A 15750-nucleotide genomic window follows, 5' to 3' on the forward strand; every position below is an offset into this window, starting at 1 on the left:
GGGCAGGCCCGGACTGCCCCGCGTTTACGACAGTATTTTTCAGGCTTTGCGTCAGTTTTGATTCATTAATGTGACGGCCCGCCCGCAAGGGGCAGGCCGTCTCATTTATGCCGCACGTATCAGAAGCGGGCGGTGAGGCTCATCGAGATCGTCGTGCCGCGCTCATAGGTGTTGAAATTCGTCACACCAATCGTCGGGTTACGCTGGAATTCGATGTGATCCTCATTCAGCAGGTTGCGGGCATTCAGTCCGAATGTCACCGGCTGCTCGAAGAGATCGAAATCCCGGCTGTAGCTGAGATCAAGCTGGAAGCCCGGATCTTCAAGCACATCCGGCAGCTCCGCACCCGGCTGACTGAGACCGCGCTGAAGCACGCGCTCATCCACCCAGTTCAGCAGCAGGGTCAGCTGTTCCACATCGCTTTCCCAGCCGATCTGGGCATTGACGATGTTTTCCGGAGTCCCCTGCAGAACCGAACCGTCGAGATTGAAGAGCGAGGCCGCACGCAAGGTCTGGGTGATCGGATCGAACACCACGTCATTGGCCCCGGCCTGCACTTCGGAGTCGGTATAGGTGTAGTTCACCGAGAAGCGGAAATCACGATCCGAGAAGAAGGGCGCGAAATAGCCCGTCTCGACCGGAATGGTGAAATACCGGCGGAATTCCAGCTCCGCACCCTGCACGATGGCTTCCGGCGAGTTGATGAAAGTGGTCTCGAACACGAAGGTCGAGGTCGAGAACTGCACTTCCTCGATCGGGTTTTCCAGCCGCTTGTAGAAGACCGCACCGGTAATGAACTGATCGCGGCCCATATAGTATTCCAGACGGGCATCGAAGTTCTGGATGGTGGAATCCACCAGCCCGGCATTACCGCGATAGAGGCGCTCCGATTCCGGATCGAAGAAGGCCGAACGGGCCAGCTCGCGGAATTGCGGACGGGCAATCGTTTCCGAATAACCGGCGCGCAATTGCAGATCGTCGGCAAAGTTCCAGGTCACGGTCAGAGCCGGCAGGACATAGTCATTGGCCAGCGCCGAACCGGCACCTTGTGTACCGAAACGGTCGAAGGTCTGCACATTCTGTTCGGCTTCCTCGTAACGGGCCCCCGCGGTCAGGCGGATGAAGTCGGTCACGTCAAAATCGGCTTGCACGTAGAAGGCATCGACATCCAGATTGGCCCGGTAGGAATCGTTCGGTGTCACGATTTCCGTCAGCACGAACCGGTTGGGATCGATATTGTCCGGTCCGAACAGGAAGTCGGGACGGGCCACTTTCACGTCATCCGGCAACGAGTTGCCGCCGGCAAAACGGAAGGCGTAGAAATTATAGTCCCGCTCTGTCCGCGAAACATCAAAGCCGCCCGCCAGGACCAGTTCGCGGCCATTCGCCAGATCGAATCTCCGCTGCACGTCAAGACCGATATTGTTGAGGTCGTCCGTCAGATCCGAGAAGCGGATGGCATAGTTGTTGGCCACTTCATAGGAAGGAACGCCCGTCGCCGCATCCGGGAAACGGCGGAGTGAGCGCTCATATGGCGCATCCCGCGTGGCCCGGGCAATCGAGCCGCGCCAGTCGATCTCGAAATCGCCCAGCAGATGCTCGCCAGAGAGCTGGAACATCCGCAGATCGCGTTCATACCAGCCGGTGGATTCGTCATGCACCTGACCGGTCTGACCCGGGGCGTTGAAATCCCGGCCCGTATCAATCTGCGATTCCTTGGCCGTGCTGTGGACATAGAAGCCCGTGGCTTGCAGCAGGTGATGACCATTCTCGAACGACACCGAACCCAGCGCATTGCTCTGGATGTTGAGCGTCGTTTCGGTGGTCTGGAATTCACTGCCGATAATGTCGCCCAGCACAAACTGGCGGGTCGCCCGCTGGGTTTCCCAGTTATGGCTGTAACCGGCCGCACCGATCACGCCCACATCCCAGTCGCCCAGGCGGAAAGCCCGGCCGGCATCCAAGGAGAAGGACGTGTTGGGATGCAAACGGCCCGACTGGATCACCGAAACCGGCGTGTTGGTGAACGATTCGCCGATCTGCTCGACAATCGCCGGGTCCTGCGAGGACAGGGTTTGATTGGTGACGATCAGGTTTCGGATGCCGCTTGGCAAACGGCGGACGCCGCTGTCATAGCCGGTCCAGTCCTCGTCAGAGCCATAATGGAAAAGACCGGTTTCATGGGTCGTTTCCGTATTGAAGCTGGTGCTGGCCGAGATATTGGTGAAGTTCTCGATCGGACGGCGCAGCGTGCGCAGATCGATCAGACCCCCGCCGAATTCGCCCTGATAGTTGGCGGAATAGGTTTTCTGCACGGCAATCCGGTCCAGAACACCGGACGGGAACAGATCCAGCGGCACGGTCCGGCGGAGGGGTTCCGGGCTGGGCAGCGGTGAGCCGTTGAGGAGGGCCGCGGAATACCGGTCGCCCAGTCCGCGGACATAGGCAAAGCGGCCGCCGACAATCGACAGGCCGGACACGCGGGTCAGCGCAATGGCTGCCGAGCTGTCTCCGGACCGTTGCAGGTCCTCATTGGTGACGAAACTGGCCACCTGCGCCGTCTGGCGCTGGGGCTCGGGGATGAACTGGCCGCGGACGACAATCGTATCGCCTTCGGTCTGTTCTGCGGCAGCTTCCGCTTGCTGTGCCATCGCGGCCGAAGGCGCGAGGAACATCGTGCTTGCGAGAAGCGCACCGCTGAATTTTAGGACGGTTTTCATGGCTTCAACCTTTGAAATTCGAGAGCGTGTGGGGCGGATGACGGGGCGCGCCGGCCAGCATGACCGGCGCGCCTTGTCGCCTAGCAGGGAGTTGCGGCCTCGAGGCCACAGCTCCAGCCCGCCCACCAGCGGTCCTGGTTGTTCTGTACCGCACCGGCATAGGTCGCCGGCTGGAACCAGGCATTGACAGTCGCCGGGTCAATCGCCGTGACAGCTGCTTCATTGGCACCGTTGATGAAGGTCGCGGACAGCGAGCTGGCACCGACCACATTGTTGGTCCCGCCATTGATGGCAGCCTGGGCCGTTCCCGCTTCCGAGTTGGCGGTTTCGATACCACCGGCACAGTCGAACAGCACCGAGTCGAAGCTCGGATCCTGGCCAATGCCCTGATACCCGGCCGTGCCGTTACCGGCAGAGCTCTGGTAGCGGAAGCACGCATCGCCCTGCTCGTTCAGCACACCGTTGATGTAGCGGCCAACCGTACCCGAATTCAGGCGGAAGCCGTTACCGCCACCGGCGCGGGCAACGAAGGTGAAGTTGGACACATTGGCATTCGACAGCGGCGTGACGCCATTACCGGCCGAGGAGGCCTCGACAACATTGTCCCCGCCATTGGCGCGCTGGACCACAATCGCGAACTGGATGTTGCCCTGATAGCCATTGTCGGTGTCGATGGAGTCATCGTCATTGCCAGACAGTACCAGGTTGCGGACATTGACGTTGCCGCCGAAGAATTCGACGCCGTCATCCGAGTTGTTGTGCACCTGGATGTTGTTGACCGTCGTGCCATTGCCGACACCGCCGAAAGTGATGCCATTCAGCTCATTGCCTTGCGTATTGATGGCAAAGCCCGCGAACTGGACCCGGGTATAGGTCAGCGAACCCGAGGAGTCATTGGGGGTGGCACCACCGTAGATCGCGTCCGGATTGGTCACGCCTTCGACGATGTTTTCACACTGGACCGTACCCGGTGTGGCGGCATCGCGGCAGCGGTTGATCGGGGCCCGGCCGAGGATGACGAGACCACCCCATTCGGAGATCGCATCAATGCGGTCCCCGGCGGCATTGGTCACGTCATTTTCAGACGTCATGATGACCGGAGCGGCCGCTGTGCCGTTCGAGAAGATTTGCGAACCGCGATTGACGACAATGTAGTCAGCACCGCTGTCACCGAAGAGCGTCACGCCCGATTCGATGGTCAGCGACGCCGGGTCACCACCGGCGGCCGTGCCATCAGCACCGACATCGATGCCGACATCAATACGGCCGGCGATCTCGTAGAGATTGCCGCGGGTGAGGCGGATATCGTCCGTGATGATACCGCTGAGGCGGCACACATTCGTGCCGTTGATTTCAATGCTCGTATCGGTCGTGCCGACGGGGCAGACCGGGTCCGGGAACAGGGCGAAGGTCCAGCCGGCAGCCCAGTTCTGGGTCTCGGTATCATTCGGGCCGAAAGCGCCGACATAGCCGAGATTTTGCAGGAAGCCGTCAACCGCCGACGGATCGGTGGCGGTCATGCCGTTTTCATTCGGCCCCGGGAACAGGCGGGCAGCCAGCGAGCTGGCACCGACCACATTGTTCGCATTCGCATTGACCGCACCGGTCGCAGCGGCCGCATCCGAATTGCCCGTGGAGAGACCACCGTCGCAATCAAACAGAACGGACTGGAAGCTCGGATCCACGCCGACGCCGCCATAACCGGCCACGCCGTCACCGGCGCTCGACTGGTAGCGGAAGCATTCCTGACCGTAATCGATCACGCCATTCATATAGAGGCCGACCGTGCCGGTGTTCAGACGCATGGCATTCGAACGATTACCCACAATGGTAAAGTTCGAGATCGAAGCGTTGGACAGCGGGGTCACACCATTACCGGCCGAAGAGGCTTCGACGCCGTTGTCGCCGCCATCGGCCCGCTGAACGATGATCAGATTCTGCAACGCGCCCTGCCAGCCATTATCGGTGTCGAGCGAATCGTCATCATTGCCCGTCAGCACGACATTGCGGAGGTTCGCCGTACCGCCGAACATTTCAACGCCATCATCGGAATTGTTGTGGACCTGGATATTTTCCACGGTCGTGCCGTCGCCGACGCCGCCCATGGTGATACCGTTGAGCTCATTGCCTTGGGTGTTGATGGCAAAGCCGGCGAACTGGACGCGGACATAACGCAGAATGCCGGAATTGTCGTTCGGCAGTCCGCCGCCATAGATCGCGTCCGGATTGGTCACGCCTTCGATGATGTTTTCACACTGGGCCGTACCCGGCGTCGCCGCATCACGGCAGCGGTTGATCGGCGCGCGGCCGAGAATCACAAGGCCACCCCATTCCGAGATATTCGAACCACCGTCATCATTCGACGGGTCATTGTCGGCGCGGCGCTCGAGATCAGCCTGGCTGGTCATCACGATCGGATTGGCCGCTGTGCCATTGGCTTCGATCTGCGAGCCGCGGTTGATGACGAGATAGTCGGCACCGCTATTGCCGAAGAGCACGGCACCGGGCTCGATCGTCAGGCGGGCAGCTGTGCCGCCGGCATTTCCGTCAGCGCCGACATCGGAACCGATATCGACCCGGCCATCAATGCGGTAGGCAACGCCTTGCACCGCCGGAATGGTCAGATTGGCGAGAACCGCGCCGGACAGCAGGGCCACCGTATTGCCGGCCACCGGAGTCGCGGCACAGGTGAAGCCGGCCGGACAGGTGGCGGCACCGCCGCCCCCCGTACCGCCGCCACCGCCACCGCCGCCACCGGGAGGGGTGCCAGGATTGGTGGTGCCGGGTGACGCGATGTTGGAACCCTGCGAACAGGCGGCGAGTGTGCCGGCCGCTGCAATCAGCAACAGCTTTTTGAAAGAGATGCCCAAGGACATGAAAGACCCCCAATGAAGAGCGCAGTACAAACAGGTCGCACGAAGGCCTCATTACCCACGCACGTGATCGGGGCGGACCAAATCGGAGAGTTGCAACAAACCGATGACGGTTCTGCATCGGTTTTTTGTCAGCGCGCCCGAGCGTCAGGGAATCCGCTGGGCGGACGGATTGCGCTCGGACTTATATATTGAATTATAAGTGTTTTTATACTGTGTGGCGGTGAAGCCGCGCACTGCAGGAGCTTCTATTAAATTTGTGTGACAGGCCTCTGCCGTGTTATGCGGATCGCCACCTGGAGACGGCATCATATTTTCCGCTTTACAGCCGGATTATTTGGAAATAAATGCGTCTTCCCGGCGGAGGTGACGATGCCGGATTGGGTTAATAGCTGTCAGGGGGTTTCGTGCGTTGGACACGTTCAATACGCCCCTGGACCTGGTCCGCAATCGGCCCGTCGAGGTCCCGAACATTTGTGTTCGTCAGGATCGACTGTCCGTAGCGGTTCGCTGGTTCCAGGACAACTTTAGTGGCGAAGTGCTGTATGCGGTGAAGGCCAATCCTTCCGCATGGGTCATTGATGGCCTGTACGCATCCGGACAACGCTGGTTCGATGTCGCCTCCCTGCCAGAGGTGCGGCTGATCGCGGAACGCTGCCCGGAGGCCGTCATGGCCTTCCTGCACCCGGTCAAGAGCCGTCATGCGATTCGTACCGCCTATTTTGAATACGGCGTGCGGATTTTCGCCCTCGATTGCGAGGATGAGCTCGCCAAGATTCTCGAGTCCACGGACAATGCCCAGGACCTGACGCTGATCGTGCGTCTCGGCGTCTCCAATGCCGGAGCCGTCCTGCCGCTGGCCGGCAAGTTCGGCGCCAGCACGTTCGACGCGCCGGCCCTGATCGAGAAGGCCCGCCATGCCGCCGACGAGCTGGGTGTCAGCTTCCATGTCGGCAGCCAGTGCATGGATCCGATGGCCTATCGCGCCGCCATGATGGAAGCCAGCCGCCTGATCGCGCGCGCCGGAGTCACCGTCGACATTGTCGATGTCGGGGGCGGATTCCCGTCCGTCTATCCGGGTCTAACCCCGCCGCCGCTGCACGATTATATCGACGCCATCGAGGATGCGTTCGAGGAAATGATGGTGCTGGAGAACGCCGATCTGTGGTGTGAGCCCGGCCGCGCCCTGGTCGCCGAGGCCAGCTCCCTCCTCACCCGGGTGGAGCTGCGCAAGGGCGATGCGCTCTATCTCAATGACGGCGCCTATGGCAGCCTGTTTGACGCCACCCACGCCAAATGGCCCTTCCCTATGCGCGTCTTCCGCGAGAGCGGTGAGGTGAAAGGCGAGGTCTCGCCCTTCCGGCTGTTCGGCCCGACCTGCGATTCGATCGATTCCATGCCCGGACCGTATGATCTGCCGGCCGATATCCGCGAAGGCGATGTCATCGAGATCGGCATGCTGGGCGCCTATGGCGAAGCCATGGCCACGCGCTTCAACGGCTTCGGGGACTATACCTGGGCAGCGGTCCGTGATTTTCCTTGGGAAAGCCTGTATGTTGCCCGCCCGGCCCGCCGGATCTCCGAGGGAGCCGAAATCGTCGCCTTTCCGCGCACAAAACGCCGCCGCGAGCGGTTGCGCCGCCGCTAATCAGAAGACGGGTTTTACATGACTGACAAGACCAACCGGAAGGCAGAGCTTCTGTCGTCCCCCATCGAGCATATCGACATCACCCAATTCGATGCCCGCCCGGTTATCGATGCCTGGGAGAAGATGTCCTTCACCTCGCGCGATGCCGCCCGTGCGGCGCGCATCCTCAATGCCGCGGTGTCGGATCCCGATTGCTCGGTGATTCTCACTCTCGCCGGCTCCACCTCGGCGGGCGGCTGCATGCATGTCTGGCGCGACATGGTGCGCAACAACATGGTCGATGCCATCGTCGCCACCGGCGCCTCCATCGTCGACATGGATTTCTTCGAGGCTCTCGGCTTCAAGCACTACCAGGCCAAGGACATCCCGGACGACCGCATCCTGCGCGACCTCTATATCGACCGCATCTACGACACCTATATCGACGAGGAAGAGCTGCAGGCCTGCGACCACACCATTGGTGAAATCGCCGACAGCCTGCCCGCAAAGCCGATCTCCTCGCGCGCCTTCATCCACGCCATGGGCAAATGGCTGGCCGATGGCAATGCCAAGAAAGAAGGCTCGCTGATCCAGGACTGTTATGAGCATGGTGTGCCGATCTTCGTGCCGGCCTTTGCCGATTGCTCCGCCGGTTTCGGCCTGGTTAAGCACCAGGTCGAGCGCATGAAGGCGAACAAGCCCTATCTTTCCATCGACGCGGTGGCCGATTTCCGCGAGCTGACCGACATCAAGATCAAGGCGGGTGTGACCGGCCTGTTCATGGTCGGCGGCGGCGTGCCGAAGAATTTCGCCCAGGACACCGTCGTCTGTGCGGAAATCCTCGGCCATGAAGTACCGATGCACGCCTATGCGGTGCAGATCACCGTCGCCGATGTGCGCGACGGGGCGTGTTCCTCCTCGACGCTGAAAGAGGCCTGCTCGTGGGGCAAGGTCGATGTGACGCTGGAACAGATGGTATTTGCCGAAGCCACCACCGTGGCCCCGCTCATCGTCTCCGACGTCTATCACCGCGAGGCCTGGAAGGGCCGCAAGAAGCGGCGGTTTGCGGACATGTTTGAAGACTAGGGTTTTCGGACTTCCTGTCGCATCACCACAGGGCGAAGTCCCCGTGGTCCATGGACGATATAGGTTTTCCTCCCCCGTTCACGGGGGAGGGGGACCACGAAGTGGTGGAGGGGGGACGCCCCCCTCGCCGCTTGCCCCGCTTTCGCGGGGCCGGGCGCGGCACTCCCCCCGCAGGCGGGGGGAGAAAAAAGACCCCTCACCTCAAGCCTCACCCCCGCTTCCGCGTCTCCATCGCCTTCAGTTGTTCCGGCGTCGCCGGCGTCTGGAAGTTCGCTTTCCAGTCCTCATACGTCATCCCGTAGATCCGCGCCCGCGCCTCGGCATCGGAAATGTCGAGGCCGTTTGCCTCACCGGCGGCGCGGTACCATTTCGCCAGGCAGTTCCGGCAGAAATCGGCGAGGATCATCAGATCGATATTCTGCACATCCTTGCGGCTATCCAGATGCGCGATCAGCCGGCGGAAAGCCGCCGCATCCACGGCATCCTGTTCGGCGGGGCTCAAATCCTCATGTTTCATGGCATCTCTCCAGCAGGCCGGGCGTGCAGGCTAACCCCGGCCCGGCGCGGCTGACAATGCAGCCCTGCACGGCCCAGCTTTTTCTTGCCGCCGGCGCGGAAACCGGCGTAGCGTCCGGCCATGGGGAACGGGGACTATCACATCGGCGCCAATGATCCGGTCCGCCCGCTCAACGAGGCGCGCGCGCTGGATCCGTCCTTCTATCTGGGACAGGCCGCCCACGATTTTGACCAGCAGCACATCCTCGCCCCCGGCTGGCAGATCATCGCCCCCGCCGCCCTTGTGGCCGCGCCCGGCGATCATGTGGTGCGGGAGATCGGCGGCAAGCCGGTCCTCATCGTGCGCAATACGCAAGGCCGCCTCAACGGCTTTTTCAATGTCTGCCGCCACCGCGCCGGACCGATTGCGCTGTGCGATGGCAGGGGCGCGAAACGCCTGCGCTGTGCCTATCATGGCTGGATCTATGATCTCGACGGCCAGCTGAAAGTGACGCCGCAAATGGACGGCGCGAAGGATTTCGACATTTCCGGCATAAGCCTCGCCCCCATCGAGGTGGCGGAATGGTGCGGCCTTGTCTTTGCCCGCGTCGGCAGCGGCCCCGCCTTCGACGACTTCATCGCCGATATCGCCCCCTTCTGCGCGCCGGACCACATCGCGAAAATGCGCTGGTCGCATTCGCGCACCTACACCGTGGCCGCCAACTGGAAAGTCTATCTCGACAATTATCTGGAAGGTTATCACGTCCCCGTCGTGCATGACGGGCTGAACGCGATTATTGATTATGGCGACTATCGCATCGACCTGTCGCAATGGGCCTCGGTGCAGAGATCGCCCATGGATGATGCCGGCCTCTATGGCACGGGCGAGGCGCGCTATGTGACGCTCTGGCCCAATTCCATGCTCAATATCTTGCCCGGCCGCCTGCAGACCAATCGCGTCATCGCCACCGGGCCGGACAGCTGCGCGGTGGAGTTTTCCTACTATTACCTGCCGGGCGAAGAGGCCCGCGCCGACGCCGACGATGCCTTTTCCAGCGAGGTGCAGGCAGAGGACGCCATGATCTGCGAGCGCGTCCAGCAGGGCCTCGCCTCCGGCGCCTATACGCCCGGCCGCCTCTCCCCCGCACAGGAATCGGCCGTCTGGCATTTTCACAACCTCCTCCGGCGCGCCTATGGCGCGGATAAGGCCTGATCCCATGACCACAGAAACCCCCGGCGAAACAGACACCGGCCTCCCGCCCCTGCCCAATCCCGCGCTCAAGCCGCTGGGCTTCTGGGGCTGCTGGTCGCTGACCGTCGGGGTGATGATCGGCTCGGGCATTTTCCTCCTGCCCACCGTGCTCGCCCCTTATGGTCTGATGAGTTTCGGCGGCTGGCTGCTGACCGGCGGATCCTCCATCCTGCTCGCCCTCGTGCTGGCGCGCCTCGCCGGACGCACAACGCGCACCGGCGGCCCCTATGCCTATGCGGCCGATGCTTTCGGGGATCTGCCGGGCTTTCTCATCGCCTGGGGCTATTGGGCTTCGGTCTGGATCGCGACGCCCACCATCGCCCTCGCCTTTGTCGGCTATCTCGGCGTCTTCTTCCCGCAGCTGAATGACGCGCCGGTGGCACAGGCCGCCATCGCGCTCGGCCTGTTATGGACGCTCACCCTCATCTCCATTCGCGGCGTGCGGGAGGCGGGCCTCGTCCAGCTGGTCATGACCTTCCTCAAGCTCATCCCGCTGATTCTCATCATCATCGCCGGGCTGGCCTTCGGCTCGGCCGACAACCTGCCGGAGCTCAACCCCACGGGCGGCCACCCTCTGGCTATCCTCGCCACCACGGCGCTGCTCACCATGTGGGCCTTCGCCGGCATGGAGGCCGGCGTCATCCCGGCGGGCGAGGTCGCCAATCCGCAAAAGACCATGCCGCGCGCCATCTTTACCGGCGTCCTCACCGTGGCGCTGGTCTATATCGGCTCCACCGCCGCAGTGATGATGCTGGTGCCCGCAGATCAGCTCGCCGCCTCCACCTCGCCCTTTTCCGATGCCGCCCGCGTGCTCGGCACATGGGGGCCGCCCCTGGTCGCCATCGGCGCGCTGGTCTCGACGGCGGGCTCGCTCAACGGCAATATCTTCACCTCGGGGCAGATGCCACTGGCCGTAGCGCTGGACCGGCTCGCGCCGAAATTTCTCGCCATCCGCAACAAGGGCCATGCGCCCTACTGGGCGCTCATCCTCGCCACCTCGGTCTCGTCCATATTGCTGTTGCTGAACTTCTCGCGCGGCCTGGTCGGCGCCTTCACCTTCCTGTTGATGATGAGCACGCTCACCACCCTCATCCCCATGCTGATCAGCGCCCTGGCCGAGTTCAAACACTCCTGGGCGTCGGCCAGAGGCTGGGCCGCGGTGGCGGTCGCCGGAGCGCTCTATTCGGTGTTTGCCATTCTCGGCTCGGGCCTTGAAGTCCTCGCCTGGGGCGCCCTCCTCCTCGCCGCCGGCGTGCCGGTGTTTTATCTGGGGCGGCAAAGGGGGTGACCTTGACTTCGATCATTGCAGCATAGAATTTCCAAGTACTTTATAATCAAAGAATTATTTATAATAATAATTCGGTAACTGTTCTGACATATTAATTTTATTTTAAATAATTATGGTTTAATCAGAATGATCTGCACACTGTAGACACAGTATGTTGTTGCTACGCCACATATCTACAACAGACTTTCTGTCGTCAACAACAAATGCAATATCGCTACCTTTTCGTAATAATTTTGCTAACATCTCGGCCTTGATCTTATAGTCTGGACGATAATCACCATCGGGCCGCATCATTAGATGATCAAACTCTATTTCATTTGAAGCCAACCATTTTTCTGTAACCGGGCGGTACCTTTCTGGTCGCCCTGTAGCAATTATAGAATTAAATAGCTTAGTGCCATGAATTAACTTGTACAACTCAACGATTTCTGTATTCGGTTTATCGTCGATCATTCTACTAAAAAATAGTTCCCAGTTTATCGGCTGCTTTGCAAGGACTTCACGCCTATGGTCTATGTTAGCTAGAGTGCCATCTATATCAAATATAATTGTACGCAACTTTTCTGCCCAATCACGTAGTTTCTGATACAGCTTATATGGAACCTATTGCCAATGCAATTTTTTGAACAGTTTTTTAAATTGCTTCAAAAACACTTGACCGCCCCTTCGGCGTAGAAAGTCAGGAACTTAGGCTTGATTTCATAACCATTGTATCGCAGGTTAAATTATCATGTAGATCGTAAATTACATTGGCCCTTGAACCAATTTTTTTGTATGGCCGAGCCTCGTCCTTCAATTGGCAACCTACTTCCCGCAGATTACGTCAATCTGCTTGACGGCCTAGAGCAAGCCCTAGGTGTTAAAGTTTACCTTTATGGCGGTTGGGTGCTTTCTGCACTGCTGAGTAAACCGTACTTCGGCGATATTGATATAGTAACGGAGTTACCTCTATCTGATTTGAGCGATGCATTAGCTTCCTTGGGAGTCAAAACGGGCACTCGTTTAAACGACATATTACGCATCAGACTCGCCGATGGGAATTTTATCGATGCGAACTCACTATACTTCCGGCGAAAGAAGCTCTCGCTAAAAGCTTTCCTATCCAGGAAAACGTTTTCGGTAAACGCGTGTGCGATCGACATTGGCACCGGGAAATATACTTTCACCGAGCAGTGTGAACGCGACATACTCGAAAGAAATTTTCGGGTTAATCCGAACGCTGAAATGGAGGGGCAACGGCCTCTTTCAGTTCTCCGTACTTGGCACGAAATGAAATGCCACTACGGCTTAGAGTTTGTTGCTACCAACGGCTTCGAGGAGCAATATTTTGAAACCCTTGATAAAAACTGGCCCACAAATCAGATAGGAACCGGCTCGACTGAGCAATGTCTGAAAAGCACGCTTGAACCTTTCTTACCGAAGCAGTTTGATAAATATCTTACCAAGGGCGCGGTTCGCAGTATTATACTTAATAGCTTCACGGTCTGGGACGACGTCGACGTGATCGTGAAATGTGACCGACGAGAAATTGTGCGTCACCTTCAGTCTTTTAATGCAGAGTTTTCGCTGAATCACTATGGCAACCCCAAAATTTCACTGCCGGTCGGCCAGTTTGTTGATGTAATCCCTATTGGCAAAAATGGAAACTTGGCAGAAACATTGGAAAGTTTTTTTCACGAAAGTGATCGGCTAATTTGGGACTGGCAAACTGAGCATATAGAAGATCCCGTGAGTGTTCGGGATAATTTATCCAAGAAAGTAATTACCTTCCCGAAGCCACTTTTCCTTTCGCTTGCCGAGGAAGACATAGCTTATTTTGCACTGAAGTCGGTTTATCTAATTGTCCGGCATGATTTTGAACATGACTCACAAACGATGCGACACATAAATTCGCCTCAAGCATTCACTCCACATCATCGCCGCCTCTGTGTTTCTATGGTTAAAGAATTGATTTGCACGCAACCTAAAGCGCTTCTAAAAAATCGTATATATCGGCTGGATGCCGGGATTAGGTCTAGCGCCACTTCGCTATTTTTGAGTTATTTACAGTAGGTATAGATAGCAAGAATATAAGAGAGATATAAAGATGCAACCTTATAGATATGATATTAAAAAATTTATCGCCATATCTGCCGTTATAGCAATTATTACAAATTGGCTTACTTCATGGATTTTTTCTGCGTTTGGCGCATCAACATTTCTTAATTTAGGGTTATCAACTTCCATAGTAGGCTTATTTTGGTTTTTATTTGACCAGTATTTTTGGAAAATGGATGTTTTTCGACGTCTGGGCATTTCAGAATTGCCTGATATTAACGGCGTCTGGGTCGGTGATGTGAATCGGTTGGGTGAGAACAATCCACATCGTTTTGAGCTAAGAGTGTTTCAAACCTATACAAAAATTTCGATTCAAACAAATAGCGAAAATTCCAAAGGAAATAGCGTCTGCGCAACCTTCCTAACAGATGAAACGCGTAGGAATTTTGATTTAGTGAACTACTGGTCGAGCAGAACAAAAACGCGTGACCCAGACAAAAATTTCCATGAAGAGTTTCGGGGTGTTTCATTGATTGATATCCGAAATCATGACGATCAAATTTCTTTGGAGGACTACTATTTTACAGACCGAAATCCGTCGACAAAGGGGAAAGTACGCTTACATCGCGTTTCAAAAAAATTGCCGGTAAAAAACAATATGGATTTTGGTGAAACTTTTTTATCCAAGATTTTAGGGTTTATAGTCAAAAATGTGCGCTACACTTTAAATAAACACGATGAAAAATTTAGAGTTAGTCGATCTATGAATAAGAAAAGGGCGACATATTTGGATTTAGAGACTTCGATAATTTCGAACAAATCGGGAAAACCATATCTCGGCTGCAAGCTTGAAAAAGCGAATATTAAGCAATACCTTGAGCAGGTATCGGACATTCTAGGCAGTGACTTTCAGTATTTTGAAAATAATCGTCGCGATCGCGATGGGGTAGATTATCATGTGACAATCTTGAGTCCGGAAGAGTACCGACAACTGGTGGAACGTGAGAAAAATAACCTTATACCGTTCGTAGGAAAATTAATTCGCTTTGAGATATTGGGCGTAGGTCGTGCTGTACATAACGATGATGAAGCTTTTTTCGTGGTTCTTGAATCAAGCGAAGCTGATGCTCTTAGGAAGCAGCTTGCCATTGGAGATAGGGATTTTCACATAACGATTGGCTTCTCGGAAGCTGATGTGCATGGAGTTTCGAAAGGCAAAGATGCTCTGATCTGAATGCGAACATCTACTTGTAGTGGCTTCAATCATCTGTGTTGATACATTCCAACATGGGAAGTTCCTTCGGGACTTGGCCTTCCCCCTTATCCCCACCCCCGCATTTCCGCTTACACTCCCTGCCCGTCTCCGCGCGCCCAAGTCTGCGCGCCCGGGCGGCCCCGCACCGCCGGTCCTGGAAATTACGGGGATAAAACTGGAATCGCTCTAATGACCGTCATCGCCTTGCCCCACACGCCCCTCCGCCCCGCCAGCGCCTGCGCAGTTGTAGGAGTTGTAGTAGGAGACAAATTGTCCCGATTCCAGTTTTATCCCCGCTTCTTCGGCGAACCGGCCCGCTCATACCGGGAATGCAAAAGCGGGTATCGCCAGGCGGGGGCCCGCATGCTAGGGCGCAAGCAGACAATCGCCGGAGCCTGACATGGACGCTTTCGACCTCGCCCTTCTGACCGCCAGCTTCGTCACCTTCTTCGTGGTGATCGACCCGATCGGCGTGGCCCCGATCTTTGCCGCCCTCACCGATGGCTCCACCCCCGCCCACCGCCGCACCATGGCGGTCAAGTCGGTCGCCATTGCCACCGGGGTTCTGATCGCCTTTGCCTATGGCGGCGAATGGCTCTTGGGCGCGCTGCATATCAGCCTCGACGCTTTCCGCGCCGCCGGGGGCGTTCTCTTGTTCCTCATCGCGCTGGAGATGATTTTCGAGAAGCGCACCGAACGCCGCGAGGAACGTGCCGACAAAATGTCCCATGAGGACCCGACCATTGCCGGCACGAATGAGGACATCTCCGTCTTCCCCATGGCCATTCCGATGCTGGCCGGGCCGGGGGCGATTGCCTCCATCATGCTGTTCATGTCCGGGGATGGCGGATCGGTCATGGGCCAGGCCGCCATTTTCCTCGGCCTCGGCGCCAACTTGCTGGCCTGCCTGTTGATTTTCCTCGCCGTCGGTCCGCTGATGCGGCTGATGGGCGATACGCTGGCCGCGATGATCACCCGCATTCTCGGCGTCATCCTCGCCGCCCTCGCCGCGCAATTCATCTTCGACGGTATCCGGGGGGCGCTGCTGGGCGGATAAGGGCCGCGGCGGCGTCAAAATTTCGCCGCAAGCGTTTTTTAAAGACTTTTTGCTAGGGTG

At 57.8% G+C, this 15750-nt stretch carries 11 protein-coding genes; 7 read left to right on the plus strand and 4 right to left on the minus strand.

The features are described from left to right. Positions 1-119 precede the first annotated feature (119 nt). Both DBR16_RS10350 and DBR16_RS10355 read right to left on the minus strand, forming a co-directional pair. A complete protein-coding gene (locus tag DBR16_RS10350) occupies positions 120-2720 on the minus strand; it encodes a TonB-dependent receptor domain-containing protein (protein ID WP_233347752.1) in 2601 nt (866 codons plus the stop codon). Positions 2721-2800: 80 nt separating this feature from the next. Then, positions 2801-5596, minus strand: coding sequence for a hypothetical protein (locus tag DBR16_RS10355; RefSeq protein ID WP_161539476.1), 2796 nt, complete (start codon positions 5594-5596; stop codon positions 2801-2803). A gap of 409 nt (positions 5597-6005) precedes the next feature. Between DBR16_RS10355 and DBR16_RS10365 the strand changes: the two genes are divergently transcribed. Further along, entirely contained in the window at positions 6006-7241 is a 1236-nt protein-coding gene (locus DBR16_RS10365; RefSeq protein WP_109261178.1) for a type III PLP-dependent enzyme, read from the plus strand. An 18-nt stretch (positions 7242-7259) separates the two neighbouring features. Next, positions 7260-8306, plus strand: coding sequence for a 1,9-bis(guanidino)-5-aza-nonane synthase (locus DBR16_RS10370; protein ID WP_109261179.1), 1047 nt, complete (start codon positions 7260-7262; stop codon positions 8304-8306). Between the two features lie 208 nt (positions 8307-8514). Here DBR16_RS10370 and DBR16_RS10375 read toward each other — a convergent pair whose 3' ends face one another. After that, the gene (locus DBR16_RS10375; protein ID WP_109261180.1) at positions 8515-8823 is read right to left on the minus strand and encodes a DUF1244 domain-containing protein; all 309 of its coding nucleotides are present in this window, start codon (positions 8821-8823) and stop codon (positions 8515-8517) included. 120 nt (positions 8824-8943) lie between these two features. Here DBR16_RS10375 and DBR16_RS10380 point away from each other — a divergent pair, with 120 nt between their 5' ends. Both DBR16_RS10380 and DBR16_RS10385 read left to right on the plus strand, forming a co-directional pair. Next, positions 8944-10014, plus strand: a complete 1071-nt coding sequence (locus DBR16_RS10380) for an aromatic ring-hydroxylating oxygenase subunit alpha (protein ID WP_109261181.1) — start codon at positions 8944-8946, stop codon at positions 10012-10014. A 4-nt stretch (positions 10015-10018) separates the two neighbouring features. Further along, on the plus strand, positions 10019-11341 hold the full coding sequence (locus tag DBR16_RS10385; protein ID WP_161539477.1) for an APC family permease: 1323 nt from the start codon (positions 10019-10021) through the stop codon (positions 11339-11341). Positions 11342-11458: 117 nt separating this feature from the next. Here the strand turns inward: DBR16_RS10385 and DBR16_RS10390 are convergent, their stop codons facing one another. Next, on the minus strand, positions 11459-11932 hold the full coding sequence (locus DBR16_RS10390; protein WP_325050350.1) for a phosphatase domain-containing protein: 474 nt from the start codon (positions 11930-11932) through the stop codon (positions 11459-11461). 183 nt (positions 11933-12115) lie between these two features. Here DBR16_RS10390 and DBR16_RS10395 point away from each other — a divergent pair, with 183 nt between their 5' ends. The 3 genes from DBR16_RS10395 to DBR16_RS10410 all read left to right on the plus strand — a co-directional run bounded on the left by DBR16_RS10395 (position 12116) and on the right by DBR16_RS10410 (position 15690). Beyond that, on the plus strand, positions 12116-13393 hold the full coding sequence (locus tag DBR16_RS10395) for a hypothetical protein (protein WP_109261184.1): 1278 nt from the start codon (positions 12116-12118) through the stop codon (positions 13391-13393). A 34-nt stretch (positions 13394-13427) separates the two neighbouring features. After that, positions 13428-14612, plus strand: a complete 1185-nt coding sequence (locus DBR16_RS13900) for a Cap15 family cyclic dinucleotide receptor domain-containing protein (RefSeq protein WP_125184551.1) — start codon at positions 13428-13430, stop codon at positions 14610-14612. 421 nt (positions 14613-15033) lie between these two features. After that, on the plus strand, positions 15034-15690 hold the full coding sequence (locus DBR16_RS10410) for a MarC family protein (RefSeq protein WP_109261187.1): 657 nt from the start codon (positions 15034-15036) through the stop codon (positions 15688-15690). Positions 15691-15750 lie beyond the last annotated feature (60 nt).

This window comes from Hyphobacterium indicum (assembly GCF_003129605.1).
GTDB lineage: Bacteria > Pseudomonadota > Alphaproteobacteria > Caulobacterales > Maricaulaceae > Hyphobacterium > Hyphobacterium indicum.